This is a genomic window from Nocardia sp. NPDC052316 (assembly GCF_044547795.1).
Taxonomy (GTDB): Bacteria; Actinomycetota; Actinomycetes; order Mycobacteriales; family Mycobacteriaceae; genus Nocardia.
Window position 1 is genome coordinate 138,297 of the sequence record NZ_JBIUBB010000004.1, and the last position, 14,386, is coordinate 152,682.

Below are 14,386 nucleotides of genomic sequence, written 5' to 3' on the forward strand. Positions count from 1 at the left end.
CCACCGTGTCGGTGGGTCCGCCTACGTCGTTCGCCATGACCACGTGGGGTGTTTTAAAAACCGCCTCACACCAGGTCTGGCGTCGCAGCGACCCGATAGGTACGCTGAACTGACCAGAATAGTCAAAGTGGTCGAAACGGGTGATCGGATGGCACGAAAGCGGTCGGAGCGACCAGATGTCGCATGGCCTCTCGCCGACGCGAAGGCCAGGTTGTCCGAGTTGATCGACACGGTGGAACGGGAGGGACCGCAGGTGATCAGCAAGCACGGACGTGAAGTCGCCGTTGTCGTACCGATCGACGAATGGCGGCGCCGGAACGCACGACAGGGGAGCCTGGCCGAGTTCTTCGCCGACTCGCCACTACGCGATCCGGAGCTGGTCGTCACCCGGGACAGGACGGATTCGCGGCATCGCGATGTGAACCTGTGAGGGCGGTCGAGCTCGAGCCGATGGGCTACCTCCTGGACACGAACGCCGTCTCGGAATGGATCAAACCACGGCCGGATCCGGGACTGATCGAATGGCTGCACGAGGCCGACGAGGAACGAATGTTCCTGAGCGTCATCACGATCGGGGAGATCCGCCGCGGCGTCGAGCGAATGCCCAACGGGCGCCGCAAGGCTCGCCTGACCACGTGGCTGTCCGACCAGGTCACCGACCGATTCGACGCGCGACTACTGCCGATCGACCTCGGCGTCGCGCAGGCGTGGGGCCGCATCCGCGCCAGAGCCGAAGGCGCCGGTCATCAAGTCGATGCGGTGGACGCGCTCATCGCGGCCACCGCGGAAGCGCACGGACTCGCCGTCGTCACGCGAAACGAGAAGGACTTCCGCGGCACGGGAGTGCAGGTGCTGTGTCCGTGGCGTGAATAGCTAGGCGCGGGTGAGGAACTCGGTCACCGTTGCCGTGTAATCCGCGGTTCGACTGAGCAGCAGGGAATGGCCACCCTCGGTGAAGGTGCGGAATTCGCAGCCGGGGTGCAGGTCGCGCAGGCGTCCGGTGTGGTGGTGGTGATCAGCGGATCGTCGTCCGCTCGGAAGATCAAGGTGGGCCCGGACCAGGCGGGGCCGCGCAGGAGCTCGTCCACACCCTCAGCGAGCTCCAGCAGCAGACGATAGGAGTTGGCGGCACCCGCGCTACCCGCCGCGTCGGTGGCCGCAGCCACCTGCTCGATCCAGAACTCGGCCTCCGCGGAGTCCGCCCAGGTGCTCTGCAACGCGGTGCGAATCGCCTTTTGCGTCTCCGGCCACGGCGTCGCCAGAGTGGTCTCGACCCGCATCCGCAGCCGGTCGACATCCTCCGGCCCGTACAACCCGGTACTCGACAAGGTCAGCGACCGGACCCGATCCGGCGCCCTGCGCGATAGGTGCTCTGCGAACATGCCACCCGCCGACTGGCCGACCACATGCGCCCGATCGACCCCCTCCGCATCGAGCACCGCGACCACGCCGTCGACCAGCTCGGCGACGGACCCGACACCCGACGGATAGTCGGGTGCGATGGTCCGGAACCGCGGAATCAGCGCACTCGCCACGTCCAGCCAGCTGATACCGATCCCCGCCCCACCGCTGAGCAGCAGCACCGGATCCCCCGCGCCGCCGGTGTAGTACCGCCAATCATGCTGCCCGACACCAAGGTTCTTGCTGTCGTGCGTCCGTAGGAAATCCGCTGCTCGCTGATGAATCGAAGTCACGACCGCGACGGTAGGGCAGAGCGGCGCCCGCCGCAAACATGCGCATATAGCAATGTGAATCACAGAGGTCAGCGGACCGCCGCCGCGGCACGGTCGATAGGCTGACACCGACGAAAGCGGAAAGAGGAGGTGCGGTGACCATACGGGTCGGAGTGCTCGGAGCGCGCGGCAAAGTCGGACAGGCGATCTGTGCGGCCGTGGAAGCGGCGGCCGATCTGGAACTGGTCGCCGCCGTCGACAAGGACGATTCACTCGACGCGTTCACCGCGGCGAACACGCAGGTAGTCGTCGACTTCACGCACCCGGACGTGGTGATGGCGAACCTGAAGTTCCTGGTGCAGCACGGCATCCACGCGGTAGTCGGCACCACCGGCTTCGACGCCGCCCGCCTCGACGAGGTACGCGGCTGTCTGGCCGACCGCCCCGACACCGGTGTGCTGATCGCACCGAACTTCGCCATCGGCGCGGTGCTGTCCATGCGGTTCGCCGAACAAGCCGCCCGGTTCTTCGAGTCGGTCGAGGTCATCGAGCTGCACCATCCGAACAAGGCCGACGCGCCGTCCGGCACCGCCTACCGCACCGCGGGCCTGATCGCCGCCGCCCGCCAGCAGGCAGGCGTCGGCCGCAGCCCCGACGCCACCAGCACCGAACTGGACGGCGCCCGCGGCGCCGACGTCGACGGCGTCCGCGTGCACTCGGTGCGCCTGGCCGGCCTCGTCGCCCACCAGGAGGTGCTGTTCGGCACGCAAGGCGAGACGCTCACCATCCGGCACGACTCCATCGACCGGTCGTCGTTCGCACCCGGCGTCCTGCTCGGCGTGCGCGAGATCGCCACCCGCCCCGGCCTGACCGTCGGCCTCGACCCCTTCCTCGACCTGTGAACGAGCACGCGGCCGACGCCGCAGGCGAGGTGCGCGCGTGAACGCCGCGGCCTCCGCCGCCGACGGAGACGGACAGAACAGGGAAGTCGTCAAGGTCGTCGCGCTGCTCGCCGCGCTCGTGCTGGTGCTGGGCTTCTACTTCCTGCTGCTCGGCCGAATCTCGTTCAGCCTCATCGGCTCCGGTGACGTCGCGGCGATCCTCATCGGCATCGGCGTGCTCATCCTGCCGTTCGTCGGCGTCTGGGTGGTCGTGGCCACCGTCCGCGCCGCGCTGGCCCACCAGCACCTGGCCCGCCGCATCCACGAGGAGGGGCGCGAACTGGACACCACCGACCTGCCCCGCCGTCCGTCCGGCCGGATCGAACGCGACGCCGCCGACGCGCTGTTCGCCCAGGTGAAAACCGAGTGGGAAGCCGACCCCGACAACTGGCGCGTCTCCTATCGGCTGGCTCGCGCCTACGACTACGCGGGCGACCGCACCCGAGCCCGCGCCACCATGCGCCGCGCGGTCGCGCTGGAGAAACTCGAACGCGACCAGGCGCGATAGACCTGCACCACACCCCAGTTCCGATCCGCACGCCCGCTCCGCGAAATTCCAACGACCAGAAGCTGCGTTCGGTCCCATAGCGGACGTCGGGCTCAGCGGGCCCGGCGGAATTCGGCGTTACCCGCGCGGCGTAGCGCTTACCGAATTGTCCGAGTCAAGACCGGTGAACAGGTGAAATTTCTCTCACCCGAGGATGTTTCATCCCGGACGTCCACCAGCAGCCGAGCCAGCACGCGGGATTACGAAATACTTCGACCGCTACCCGCGCGCCACTCGACGCGCCGATTCGAGCAAAGATTGGCAGCCCGCCCCGGACGGGCCGCGCCGACCGGTGCCACCGGTGAACCGCATGGCGCGCACTAAGATCCTCGTGTGGCGCAGTTGCTGATCATCCATCACACGCCGTCCCCGCACATGCAGGCGATGTTCGAGGCGGTGGTGTCCGGCGCGACCGATCCGGAGATCGAGGGCGTGACCGTCGTGCGGCGCGCGGCACTGTCCGTCACTGCCTCGGATGTGCTGGCAGCCAATGGTTTTCTGCTCGGCACCCCGGCGAACCTCGGCTACATGTCCGGCGCGCTCAAGCATGCGTTCGACACGTTCTACTACCCCTGCCTCGACTCCACCCGCGGGCGTCCGTTCGGCTGTTATCTGCATGGAAACGAGGGCACCGAAGGCGCTGAACGGGGTATCGAACGCGTTACCACCGGCCTCGGCTGGGAGCAGGCGGCCGCACCGGTTATCGTGTCCGGCGCGCCGTCCAAGGACGACATCCAACGGTGTTGGGAGCTGGGCGCAACCACTGCCGCACACGTGATGGGTACCTGACAGTTTTTGTCCCCGAAATAGCTGGCAGTGACAATCTCTGCCGAGGTGGAATGTGGAACGGCCCCGATTTCTGGTGTCTGACCATTCGGTGCTTCGGCCCGGCATACTGGCAGAACGTTGTTGCGGTGGGGATGTGACGAGTTTGCTCGGGAATGGAGATTTCAGGTGACGTTGGCCGAAGGGGGCAATAACGCACCGCGCCGGATCGGAGTGGTCGAAGACCACGAATCAGTAGCGATCGGACTGGCCGCAATGCTCGCGCCCGAACCCGATCTCGACCTGGTGCTGACCGCGGGCACGGTGCCGGAGTTATTGGCCGCCGCTCAGGATCTACCGCAACTGGACCTGGTCGTCCTCGATCTGCGATTGGCCGATGGGTCGACACCCGAGGACAACGTGCGCGCACTGCGCGACCGCGGCATCGAGGTGCTGATCTTCACCGGCGCGGACAACGCGTTCCTCGTGCGGTCCGCCGCGCGGGCCGGTGTGCTCGGTGTGGTGCGCAAGTCCGAGGACGTGCAGACCGTGGTCGCGGCCGTGCGCCGCGCGGCGTCCGGTGAACAGGTGGTGACCACCGACTGGGCCGCCGCCATCGACGGCGACCCGCAGTTGTCCGACGTGGGCCTGAGCCCGCGCCAGGAAGAGGTACTCACGCTGTACGCGTCCGGCGAGAAGGCCTCTCGGGTGGCGCGATTGACCGGTCTGTCCGAACAGACGGTCAACGACTACCTCGGCCGTATCCGCCAGAAGTACGCCGACGCGGGACGCCCGGCGCCGACCAAAACCGACCTGTACAAGCGGGCAGTGGAGGACGGCTGGCTGCCCGTGCCCGAGCGGCATCCACGCGCATGAGCGCCGGCGAGGCACAACCGTGATCGCGTCCAGCATGCTGGACACCTCGAATGCTCCCGTGACACTCGACCGCATCGCGCCGAGTCGTTGGCGCAGGGGAGCGGCTCCGGTGCCCAAGCGCAGTGCGTACGAGGGTGCGTCCGAGCGAATTCTGCGCCGCTTCGGGCTGGCGATCGGGATCGCCGGTGTGATCGTCGCGGTGGTGGAACTGCCGGAGATCGCCGATCAGAGCCGGTTCATCGCCGGTGGCTGGACGATCCTCATGGTGGTGCTGGCCTTCGGCTTGTTCCCGGTGCTCGGCGCGGTGTCGATCGCGTCGAGCAGGCAGCTCATCCAGCTGGTGTCGGGTGCGGCGGCGATGAGCTTTCTCGCGGCGATGATCGTGATCCCGTTCGCGTATCCCGATCCGGCGCCCGCGGATGCCTCGGTGTGGCTGTATCGCGTGCTCGCCCTCGGTGTGCTCGCGGCCGTGCTGGCGTGGCGTCCGCTGTTCGCGGTCAGCTACCTGGTGGTCGGTGCGGCGCTGTCGGCGTTCGCCAAGTCGCTCGTGGTGCCGGATGCGACGCCGGTGATGACCTGGGCCGGCGACTTCGTGCGGGCGGCGGGCTTGTGCGCGCTGTTCCTGTGGTGCGCCATCTACGCCAAGGCGGCCGCGGACCGGGTGGACCGGGAGTCGGCGATCGAGAGCAGGCGCGCGGCGGCCGTGGCCGGTGCCGCGGCCCGCGATCGCGAGCGTGCGCGCTTCGCCGCGCTGATCCACGATGCGGTGCTGTCCACGCTGCTGGACGCGTCCCGGGCGGGCACCGACTCGCCGGTGCTGCGCAGACAAGCCGAAAGGACGCTCGAACAGCTCGATGAATGCCGGGTCGGCGAGGTGGAGCCGAATCGGCTCGACGCGCAGTCGGCCACCGGTTTCCTGCGTTCGGCCGTGCACGAGGTCAATCCCGGGATTCGTTTCACCGCCCGGCGGTGGACCGGTTTCGACGACCTCCGGCTGCCGGTGGACGCCGCGGGCACCATCGCCGCCGCGCTCACCGAGGCGGTGCGCAACAGTCTGCGCCACGCCACCGTGCCGGGCCGTGAGGTGCAGCGCACCGTCACGGTGACGATCAGCGCGGGCGGTATCCGGGTCGTATTCCGTGATGACGGTGCGGGTTTCGATTTGAGTCAGGTGCCCGCCGATCGTCTCGGCATCTCGGTGAGCATCCTCGGCCGGATGCGTCAGTTGGCCGGCGGTGCGGGCTTCGTGGAGTCGCAGCCGGGCGAGGGCACCACGGTGACATTGGTATGGGGTAGCGATGGCTGATACGGATACCGAATTCGGGCTGCGCGATCTACTCGGCCTGCGGGATCCGGCAGCCGGGTTGTTCCTGCTCATCCTGCAGGCGACCATCGTGCTGTATATGGTGCGCAACTTCGGCGACACACCGCTGCTGGCCGCGGTGGCCGCCCTGGTGCTGCTGGCCGCGGCCGGGGTGCTGGTGCTGGTGGTCCCGATCGATCCGTTGCCGTTGCCCGCAACGATTTTCGTGGCTGCCTCCGGGCCGGTGGCGACCGCGCTCACCTCGTTCGATGTCGACAACGGGTGGTCGGAGCAGGTGTGGACGGCGTTCGCGTCGTCCTACGTGCTCGCGGTCCTCGTGCTGCGCGGGCGGTTGGGCGCGGCGTGGCTCGGCGTCGGCGGTGTCGCGGCGGTGATCGCGACCGTCGGCGTGGTGAACGGGTTGCGCGGTGGCGTGGTCGCCGGATCGATCGTGCCGATCTCCACGGTGGCCGGTGTCTCGCTGTTCGCGGTGATCATGCGTCCTACCCAGCGGTCGCTGCGGCTGCTGCGCGAGGAGTCGACGATGCGTGCCGCCGCCGAGGCCACCATGGCCGCGGAGAACGGGGAGCGCGACCGCCAGCTGGCCCGGCTCGACAAGGTGGCCAGGCCCATCCTGGAGCGCATCGCCGACGGCGTCGAGCTCACCGCCACCGAACGCGAACAGTGCAGGCTGCTGGAGGCCGAACTCCGCGACGGACTACGTGCACCCCAACTTGTCACCGACGAGCTCAGCAGCGCCGCCCGCGGCGCCCGCTCCCGCGGCGTGGAGGTGGTCCTGCTCGACGACGGCGGCTTCGCCGGCGTCCCCCGCTGGGTGCGCCAACAGGTGATCGAAGCCGCGACAAAGGAATTGGACGCCGCCAACGCGGGCTCGGTCACCGTCCGAGTCCTGCCGATGGGCCGCCGCATCCTGGCCACCGTCCTCGCCAACGCCCCCCATCAGGACCGCCGCACCGAAATAGACGCCGCAGGCAGCATCAAGGTCTCCACCTAGGCTCGAACGGGCGATGGTGGCGAGTCGCGGTATCCCTCTGTCGCGCGAGCGGAAAGTTGTCGGACCCGCGTGGCATTGTTCGGGTCATGCGGAAGATTAGTGCGGGGGTGGCGCGGCGGGTGGCGCTGGCGGCGCAGGGGTTCGCGGCGCGGAAACCGGTGCGGGCCACCCGCCGCTCGGTGCTCGGGGTGCTCGAGAAAACGCAACTGTTGCAGTTGGATTCGGTGTCGGCGGTGGTGCGGGCGCATTATGCGCCGGTGTTCAGCCGGATCGGCGCCTACGATCGGGCGCTGCTCGACGAGGCGGCGTGGAGCCACAACGCGCGGCGGCCGCGGCGGCTGGTGGAGTACTGGGCGCACGAGGCAGCGCTGATTCCGGTGGCGGACTGGCCGCTGATGGGCTGGCGGATGGCGCAGTTCGAGCACGGCCGCTGGTCGGGGATGCGCAAGGTGGTGGAGCGCAATCCCACCCTGGGCAAAGACATTCTGGATGTGATTACCGAGGTGGGTGCCTGCACCGCCGGTGAGGTCGAGCGCCATCTCGAACTGGACAAGCCGCGCGCCAAGGGTTCCTGGTGGAACCTCAGCGATACCAAGATGATCTGCGAACAACTCTTCGCCGCCGGTGCGCTGTCGGTCGACAAGCGCGTCAGCTTCGCCAGGCACTACGACCTGACCGAACGCGTGATCCCGCCGGACATCCTGGCGCGCAAGGTTTCCGAGGAAGACGCGGTGCGCGAACTGGTGCTCCGCGCGGCCACCGCACACGGCATCGGCACCGAGACCGATCTACGCGACTACTACCGGCTGCACCGCAAACAAACCGAACCGGCCATCGCCGACCTGGTCGACGCGGGCGAACTGCTCCCGGTCGAGGTCGAAGGCTGGGACAAACCGGCCTACCTACGCGAGGGCACAGCTATCCCGCGCCGGGTCGAAGGTGCGGCCCTGCTGTGCCCGTTCGACCCGCTGATCTTCTTCCGCGCCCGCACCGAACGCCTCTTCGACTTCCACTACCGCATCGAGATCTACACCCCGGAACCCAAACGGGTGCACGGCTATTACGTCTTCCCGTTCCTGCTGAACGGTGAACTGGTCGGCCGCGTCGACCTGCGCGCCGAACGTGCGGCAGGTCGACTCTCCGTCCCCGGCGTCTTCGCCGAACCCGGCTACGACACCCCCGCCACCGCGCACGCCCTCACCGAGGCCCTCCGCGAGATGGCCGACTGGCTGGAACTCGACAAGGTCGTGATCGGCTCGCGCGGCAACCTCGCGCCGCTGCTGTAGCCGCTGCGGTGCGCCTCTGTGTCAGATGTCGCGTTTGGGCCCATATCCGCGCATCTGATCCCGTAAAGCTCCCGAAACGGCGCTGGACAACCACGAGTTCAGCGACTGTCCGCTCTGCGCGGCGGCCTCCTCGGCCTTGGATTTCATCTGCTCCACCAGGCGCAGGGTGACCCGGCTGATGTCGCCGGTCATCTCCTCGAAGGTGGGGTGGTCGTCGGTGGACGGTTTCTTGCGCAGGTCGACCTTGGCCTCGGTGCCGTCGAAGGAGAGCTGCACGGTGCGATCGCCCAGCTCAGCGCTGAGTTCGGCAGCCAGGTCGGACAGCGCGGCAAGTAGCACCAGCCGGGCCGAACTCTCCGTCGCCGCGGCCAACGCCGCCGCGGTGGCCTGGGTCTTTTCGTCGCCGAGGGCGGCGGCCGCGATCAGGTCCTCGCGCAGGCGGGCGGTGTACTTGTTCAAATCCATGACATCAGCATGACGCCATATTTGATGTCACGCAAGGACGGGGATGACATCATCGCCGCCCGGTGGGCATCGATCCGGTCAACCGGCCGGTCCGTTGGGTGGCGACGGTGTCGAGGGCGTTCCCTCGACCGGGTAGCCTTTCTGACCATGACGAACGGTGAATCGGCGCCACGCGCGCGCTGCGTGCGTGCGGCTCGGAGGCGGCAGCATGTCTAACCACGGAGGCCCCGCCGACCAGGCCAAGCTGCGTGCGTCCGGCACCGTAGGCGTCGCGATGGTGACGCCCTTCGGTACCGACGGCAAGCTCAATGTCGATGCCGGGGTGGCGCTTGCGGCCCGTCTGGTCGACCGCGGCGTCGATCTGCTCGCCATCTCCGGCACCACCGGCGAGTCACCGACCACCACCGAGCAGGAAAAGGCGGACCTGCTGCGCGCCGTCGTCGATGCCGTCGGCGATCGCGCCACCGTGATCGCGGGCGCGGGCACCTACGACACCGCCCACTCCATCGAGCTGGCCCGCAACGCGCAGCGCGCGGGTGCGCACGGCCTGCTGGTGGTGACGCCGTACTACTCGCGCCCCTCCCAGGAGGGCTTGCTCGCGCACTTCACCGCGGTCGCCGACGCCACCGACCTGCCGGTCACCCTCTACGACATTCCGCCGCGCTCGGTGGTGCCGATCGCCACCGAGACCATCCGCAGGCTCGCCGAGCACCCGCGCATCGTCGCGGTGAAGGACGCCAAGGGCGATATCAACGCTGGCGCCGACCTGATCGCGAACACCGATCTGGCCTTCTACTCCGGCGACGACACCCTCAACCTGCCCTGGTTGTCGGTCGGCGCGGCCGGATTCATCAGCGTCATCGGCCATCTCGTGCCCGAGCGTCTGCGTGCACTGCACACCGCCTACACCGCGGGCGAGGTGGTGCGCGCCCGCGAGATCAACGCGAGCCTGGTGCCGCTGAACGCCGCGATGTTCCGGCTGGGCGGTGTCGCGATGAGCAAGGGCGGCCTGCGCCTGCTCGGAGTCGACGCGGGCGAGCCGCGGTTGCCGCAGTTGATGCCTAATCCTGAACAACTCGAGTTCCTCGCTGCCGATCTACGGGCAGCCGGGGTGCTCGAATGAGAGAGCGGAGCAAGCGAATCACCACACAGCGGAGCGAGCGAATCACCAGCGCGTGCGCCTCACGCATGACGGAAATGCGCGTCATCGAGGTGCCCATGAGGAAGCGTGGCGACCGAATCTTCGGCACCGCGACCCTTGTCCGGCCGGAACCTAGCCGCAGCGAGGTGCAGGCATGACAGAACCAGTGGCCCGTCGGCCCCGCCGTACCGCGACCCGCACCGCGGGTCCGCCGCCGCCTGCTCCGATCGAGCAGCCCGCGCGCGCCGAAAAGCCTTCGGCGCAGCCCGAAGCCGCGGCGCCCTCCACCGCCGCGGCACCGTCCACCACGGGCGCGCAGCCCGACCCCGCTGCCAAGCCGGACGTCACGGTGCAGTCAGAGGTCGTCGTCGTGCAGACCGAGGTGAGCGCACAAGCCGACCGGCCCGCGGGGCAGACCTCGCAGCCGAGGAAGTCGAACGCGGCCAAGAAGTCCGCACCGGCGAAGAAGGCACCCGCCCGCGCCGAGGCGCCGCAGAGCAGCCAGCAGGCCAGGAAATCCGGCCGTGGTCGCCAGCAGTCCGGCCGTGGCCGCGCCGAACAGTCCGCGCCCCAACCGGATCCGCGCGCCGCCGCCCTGGCCCACGATCGCCTGGGCGCGCCGCCGAAGCTCGCCAAGAACGGCCTGCGCGTCTTCGCGCTCGGCGGCATCGGCGAGATCGGCCGCAACATGACCGTTTTCGAGTACGGCGGCAAGCTGCTCATCGTCGACTGCGGCGTGCTGTTCCCCGAGGACCAGCAGCCCGGTGTCGACCTGATCCTGCCCGACTTCCGGCCCATCGAGCACCGGATCAACGACGTCGTCGCGGTGGTGCTCACGCACGGTCACGAGGATCACATCGGTGCGGTGCCGTTCCTGCTGCGCCTGCGCTCCGACATCCCGGTCGTCGGCTCGAAGTTCACCCTCGCGCTGGTCGCGGCGAAGTGCCGCGAGCACCGCCAGCAGCCGAAGCTGATCGAGGTCATCGAGGGCCAGCACACCACGCACGGCCCGTTCGACTGCGAGTACTTCGCCGTCAATCACTCGATCCCGGACGCGCTCGCCGTGGCTATCCGCACGCCGGCCGGCGTCGTACTGCACACCGGCGACATCAAGCTCGACCAGCTGCCGCTGGATGGTCGCCTCACCGACCTGGCCGGTTTCTCTCGGCTCGGCGACGAGGGCGTCGACCTGTTCCTGGTGGACTCGACCAATGCCGAGGTGCCCGGCTTCGTGACGCCGGAACGCGAGATCGGCGGCGTGCTCGACACGGTGATCGGTAAGGCGCGCAACCGCGTGATCGTCGCCTCCTTCGCCAGCCATGTGCACCGCATCCAGCAGGTGGTCGACGTCGCGCAGAAGTACGGCAGGCGGATCTGCTTCGTCGGCCGCTCGATGGTGCGCAACATGCAGATCGCGCAGGACCTCGGCTACCTGACGGTGCCGGAGAGCGTGGTCGTCGACCTCGACCAGGCCGCGACGCTGCCCGGCGACCGGCTGGTGCTGATCTCGACCGGTTCGCAGGGCGAGCCGCTCTCGGCGCTGTCCAGGATGGCCCGCGGCGATCACCGGCAGATCAACATCCGCGAGGACGATCTCGTGGTGCTGGCCTCCTCGCTGATCCCCGGCAACGAGAACTCGGTGTTCGCGGTGGTGAACGGCCTGGCCAGGCTCGGCGCCACGGTGATCACCCAGCAGAACGCCAAGGTGCACGTCTCCGGGCACGCGTCCGCCGGCGAACTGCTGTATCTGTACAACGCGGTGCGGCCCACCAACGCGATGCCGGTGCACGGCGAATGGCGGCACCTGCGCGCCAACGCCGCGCTCGCCATCGCGACCGGGGTGCCGGAGGACCGGGTCATGCTCGCCGAGGACGGCGTCGTGGTGGATCTGGTCGACGGGATCGCCTCGATCGTCGGGCGGGTGCCGGTCGGGCACGTGTACGTCGACGGGCTCTCGGTCGGTGACGTCGGTGAGTCGACGCTGTCGGACCGCCTGGTGCTCGGCGAGGGCGGGTTCATCTCGATCACGGTCGCGATCGACGAGACCACCGGCAAGGCCGTGAGCGCGCCGGAGGTCAGCGGTCGCGGGTTCTCCGACGACCCCACCGCGCTCACCGACGCGGCCGAACTGGTCGAGGCGGAGCTGCTGCGGCTGGCCACCGAGGGTGTCACCGACATCCACCGGATCGCGCAGAGCGTGCGGCGCGTCGTCGGCCGCTGGGTCGCCGACACCTACCGTCGTCGCCCGATGATCGTGCCGACCGTGATCGGCGTCTGATCTCGAACAGCGAAAGCGCCGGATGCCCTTGGCATCCGGCGCTTTTCGCTGTACACCCGCGTCAGGCGGGCCGACTCACTCCTGGCAAGCCGCGGATTCGATCTTCGCGCTCTTGACGATGTTGCACGCGAAGGTGTGGTCGACCTTCCACTCGCCGCCCTCGGAGACGAAGGAGACGAACGCGTCGTCGACCGGGGTGCCGTTGATGGTGACCTTGGCGTCGGCCTTGAGCTTGCCGTCCGCAGGCTCGCCGACCTTGGTGATCTCGACCTGCACGCCCTGCTTCTTGGCGGCGTCGACGAGGTTGGCGACCAGGTAGGGATCCTGCTCTGCGGCCTGGATCCAGCTGATCTTCTCCTGGTTCGGCACGTTCGGATCGAACGCCTTGGTCAGGCGGTCGTTCAGCTGCTGGGTGGACGGCTTGGCCAGCACCGGCGAGGACGGAGTGGTCGGCGCGGAGCCGGTCTCCTTCTCGCCCTTGTCGCTGCCGCCCTGGAGTTCACCGGGCTTGTTGTCGGCGTTGGCGGTGGTGCTCGGCGACGAGGAGTCCTTGTCGCCGGAGGCACAGGCGGTGAGCGTGCACGCGGCGGCGGTGAGCGCGAGGGCCACGGCGGTCCGGAAGGTGCGGTGTTTCACGATGTTTCCCCTGAATCGATGCGCGGACGTCAGCCGTGGTTGGATGTGCAGTTCCAGTGCACGATGTAGGCGTCGGAGTTGTTGAGAGACAACGCTTTGCTCTGCGCACGACCACGGGAGGCGGCATAGGCCCAGCTGTAGTTGCCGGTGCGGTTGGAGTAGGACACTGCCCCACAGCCATTGGCGAACCAGACCACCGTCTCGCAGTCGCTCGCCCCACAGCTGCGGACGGCCCGCGCCTGCGCGGACGAGGAATCCGGGTAGTCGTAGGAGTAGCCGATCAGCCCGGTGGACGTGGACAGCGCGATAGCGCCGTAGTTGTACGCCTTGGCTTGAGCGGTAGGCGCGCTGATAGCCAGCGCGCAACCAGCGGCGGCCACAATGGCCGCACCAGTAACAAACTTCTTCACAGGGAATTTGCCCTTCTTGTTCATGAGGTCCACGACCCGATGGACCGAGTGACAAGGTACATAGCGAACACTCATTGCGCTACCCAAGAATTCGGGGCCTCGTTTCTGGGGGATCGGCGAAACCTGCGCGGCTCGGGGTGTGCCGAGGTCGCTGCGCACGGTCGGGTCGGTATGTTCAGGGTGTGAGCATCGCGCAGCGGGAACGTCAGCAGCTCGTCGAGACGATGACGGCCGTTGGGCCGGAGGCGCCGACCCTCTGCGGCACGTGGACGGTGCGAGAGTTGGCCGCGCACTTGATCGTTCGCGAGCGACGGTTCGACGCCTCGCCCGGCATCATGCTGAAGCCGCTGGCCGGGTATCTCGAAGGGGTGCAGGCGAAAGTGGCGCGCCGGCCGTTCCCCGAACTGCTGGAGCAGGTCCGGACCGGGCCGCCGTGGTGGTCGCCGCTGCGCCCGCTCGACGCGCTCGTGAATCTGACCGAGATGTTCGTCCACCACGAAGACGTGCGCCGCGGCACCCCGGGCTGGGCGCCGCGCGAGCTCGCGCAGGCCGACGAGGACAAGTACTGGTCCCTGGTCAGCCGGATGGCGCGGCGGTCCTACCGCAAATCGCCGGTGACGGTGGTGCTGGCGACGCCGGACGGCAAACGGGCGGTGGTTCGTTCGAAGCCGGGCGGCGAGGTGACGTTGCAAGGGAAGGCGTCGGAGCTACTGCTGCACTCGTTCGGCCGGGACGAGGTCCTCATCGAAAGTACCGGTGAACCCGAGGATATTCGCAGGGTATTGGGGTTGGACCGTTCCGTTTGACCCACGCTCGGCCGCGCGGACCACTCCTTCCGGCAAGTGCGCAGTCGCAGCGCCTCCGATCGCAGTCTGCGGACTATGCGGAGCCTGGTGGTCGTGGGAAGCATGCGCGATCGGGTCTGCGACACGCGGAAGCGGCCCTGAGCGGGGGATTGATCACGCCGCCTGCGATCGGCGGCGACCTGGGCATCCGCACAGTTCGGCACTCCTGAGACCTGCGATACCAGTGTTGCGGATGGTCTGGAAG

At 68.4% G+C, this 14,386-nt stretch carries 16 protein-coding genes; 12 read left to right on the forward strand and 4 right to left on the reverse strand.

Annotated features, from left to right (window positions below):
- Positions 1–148 precede the first annotated feature (148 nt).
- Positions 149–430 (forward strand): type II toxin-antitoxin system Phd/YefM family antitoxin, encoded by a 282-nt coding sequence (locus ACIHA7_RS18915; protein WP_397291078.1) that lies wholly within the window; start codon positions 149–151, stop codon positions 428–430.
- Positions 427–873 (forward strand): type II toxin-antitoxin system VapC family toxin, encoded by a 447-nt coding sequence (locus ACIHA7_RS18920; protein WP_397291080.1) that lies wholly within the window; start codon positions 427–429, stop codon positions 871–873. Before ACIHA7_RS18915 ends, ACIHA7_RS18920 begins: the two co-directional genes overlap by 4 nt.
- Positions 874–896: 23 nt before the next feature.
- On the opposite strand, the gene ACIHA7_RS18925 is transcribed toward ACIHA7_RS18920, so the two are convergent.
- Complete coding sequence (locus ACIHA7_RS18925; protein WP_397291082.1) at positions 897–1,694, reverse strand: alpha/beta fold hydrolase; 798 nt, start codon at positions 1,692–1,694, stop codon at positions 897–899.
- A gap of 134 nt (positions 1,695–1,828) precedes the next feature.
- Here ACIHA7_RS18925 and dapB point away from each other — a divergent pair, with 134 nt between their 5' ends.
- From dapB to ACIHA7_RS18960, 7 genes are all read left to right on the forward strand, one after another.
- A complete protein-coding gene (dapB, locus tag ACIHA7_RS18930; protein ID WP_397291084.1) occupies positions 1,829–2,575 on the forward strand; it encodes a 4-hydroxy-tetrahydrodipicolinate reductase in 747 nt (248 codons plus the stop codon).
- Between the two features lie 37 nt (positions 2,576–2,612).
- Positions 2,613–3,122 carry a hypothetical protein gene (locus tag ACIHA7_RS18935; RefSeq protein WP_397291086.1) on the forward strand — a complete coding sequence of 170 codons (510 nt, stop codon included), beginning with the start codon at positions 2,613–2,615 and terminating at the stop codon, positions 3,120–3,122.
- A gap of 372 nt (positions 3,123–3,494) precedes the next feature.
- The gene (locus ACIHA7_RS18940; protein WP_397291088.1) at positions 3,495–3,950 is read left to right on the forward strand and encodes a flavodoxin family protein; all 456 of its coding nucleotides are present in this window, start codon (positions 3,495–3,497) and stop codon (positions 3,948–3,950) included.
- Positions 3,951–4,115: 165 nt separating this feature from the next.
- On the forward strand, positions 4,116–4,802 hold the full coding sequence (locus ACIHA7_RS18945; protein WP_107658256.1) for a response regulator: 687 nt from the start codon (positions 4,116–4,118) through the stop codon (positions 4,800–4,802).
- Between the two features lie 109 nt (positions 4,803–4,911).
- The gene (locus tag ACIHA7_RS18950) at positions 4,912–6,108 is read left to right on the forward strand and encodes a sensor histidine kinase (RefSeq protein ID WP_397291091.1); all 1,197 of its coding nucleotides are present in this window, start codon (positions 4,912–4,914) and stop codon (positions 6,106–6,108) included.
- On the forward strand, positions 6,101–7,120 hold the full coding sequence (locus tag ACIHA7_RS18955) for a hypothetical protein (protein ID WP_397291093.1): 1,020 nt from the start codon (positions 6,101–6,103) through the stop codon (positions 7,118–7,120). Before ACIHA7_RS18950 ends, ACIHA7_RS18955 begins: the two co-directional genes overlap by 8 nt.
- A gap of 86 nt (positions 7,121–7,206) precedes the next feature.
- Complete coding sequence (locus ACIHA7_RS18960) at positions 7,207–8,406, forward strand: winged helix-turn-helix domain-containing protein (RefSeq protein WP_397291095.1); 1,200 nt, start codon at positions 7,207–7,209, stop codon at positions 8,404–8,406.
- A 21-nt stretch (positions 8,407–8,427) separates the two neighbouring features.
- On the opposite strand, the gene ACIHA7_RS18965 is transcribed toward ACIHA7_RS18960, so the two are convergent.
- Entirely contained in the window at positions 8,428–8,871 is a 444-nt protein-coding gene (locus tag ACIHA7_RS18965; RefSeq protein WP_107658252.1) for a hypothetical protein, read from the reverse strand.
- Between the two features lie 208 nt (positions 8,872–9,079).
- Here ACIHA7_RS18965 and dapA point away from each other — a divergent pair, with 208 nt between their 5' ends.
- Together dapA and ACIHA7_RS18975 are read left to right on the forward strand one after the other, a co-directional pair.
- Positions 9,080–9,994, forward strand: a complete 915-nt coding sequence (dapA, locus tag ACIHA7_RS18970) for a 4-hydroxy-tetrahydrodipicolinate synthase (RefSeq protein ID WP_397291098.1) — start codon at positions 9,080–9,082, stop codon at positions 9,992–9,994.
- A 172-nt stretch (positions 9,995–10,166) separates the two neighbouring features.
- Positions 10,167–12,290 carry a ribonuclease J gene (locus tag ACIHA7_RS18975; protein WP_397291101.1) on the forward strand — a complete coding sequence of 708 codons (2,124 nt, stop codon included), beginning with the start codon at positions 10,167–10,169 and terminating at the stop codon, positions 12,288–12,290.
- 75 nt (positions 12,291–12,365) lie between these two features.
- On the opposite strand, the gene ACIHA7_RS18980 is transcribed toward ACIHA7_RS18975, so the two are convergent.
- Both ACIHA7_RS18980 and ACIHA7_RS18985 read right to left on the reverse strand, forming a co-directional pair.
- A complete protein-coding gene (locus ACIHA7_RS18980) occupies positions 12,366–12,926 on the reverse strand; it encodes a hypothetical protein (RefSeq protein ID WP_397291103.1) in 561 nt (186 codons plus the stop codon).
- A gap of 29 nt (positions 12,927–12,955) precedes the next feature.
- Positions 12,956–13,360: a DUF4189 domain-containing protein gene (locus tag ACIHA7_RS18985; protein ID WP_387716258.1), complete on the reverse strand. Its 405-nt coding sequence runs from the start codon at positions 13,358–13,360 to the stop codon at positions 12,956–12,958.
- Positions 13,361–13,518: 158 nt separating this feature from the next.
- Between ACIHA7_RS18985 and ACIHA7_RS18990 the strand changes: the two genes are divergently transcribed.
- Positions 13,519–14,142, forward strand: coding sequence for a TIGR03085 family metal-binding protein (locus ACIHA7_RS18990; protein ID WP_397291105.1), 624 nt, complete (start codon positions 13,519–13,521; stop codon positions 14,140–14,142).
- Positions 14,143–14,386 lie beyond the last annotated feature (244 nt).

What these genes read in the sequence shown, in the direction of transcription:
- ACIHA7_RS18915 (WP_397291078.1), top strand. Translation starts at nt 149, where the DNA reads ATGGCACGAAAGCGGTCGGAGCGACCAGATGTCGCATGGCCTCTCGCC.
- ACIHA7_RS18955 (WP_397291093.1), top strand. Translation starts at nt 6,101, where the DNA reads ATGGCTGATACGGATACCGAATTCGGGCTGCGCGATCTACTCGGCCTG.
- ACIHA7_RS18960 (WP_397291095.1), top strand. Translation starts at nt 7,207, where the DNA reads ATGCGGAAGATTAGTGCGGGGGTGGCGCGGCGGGTGGCGCTGGCGGCG.
- ACIHA7_RS18965 (WP_107658252.1), bottom strand. Translation starts at nt 8,871, where the DNA reads ATGGATTTGAACAAGTACACCGCCCGCCTGCGCGAGGACCTGATCGCG.
- dapA (WP_397291098.1), top strand. Translation starts at nt 9,080, where the DNA reads ATGTCTAACCACGGAGGCCCCGCCGACCAGGCCAAGCTGCGTGCGTCC.
- ACIHA7_RS18975 (WP_397291101.1), top strand. Translation starts at nt 10,167, where the DNA reads ATGACAGAACCAGTGGCCCGTCGGCCCCGCCGTACCGCGACCCGCACC.
- ACIHA7_RS18985 (WP_387716258.1), bottom strand. Translation starts at nt 13,360, where the DNA reads ATGAACAAGAAGGGCAAATTCCCTGTGAAGAAGTTTGTTACTGGTGCG.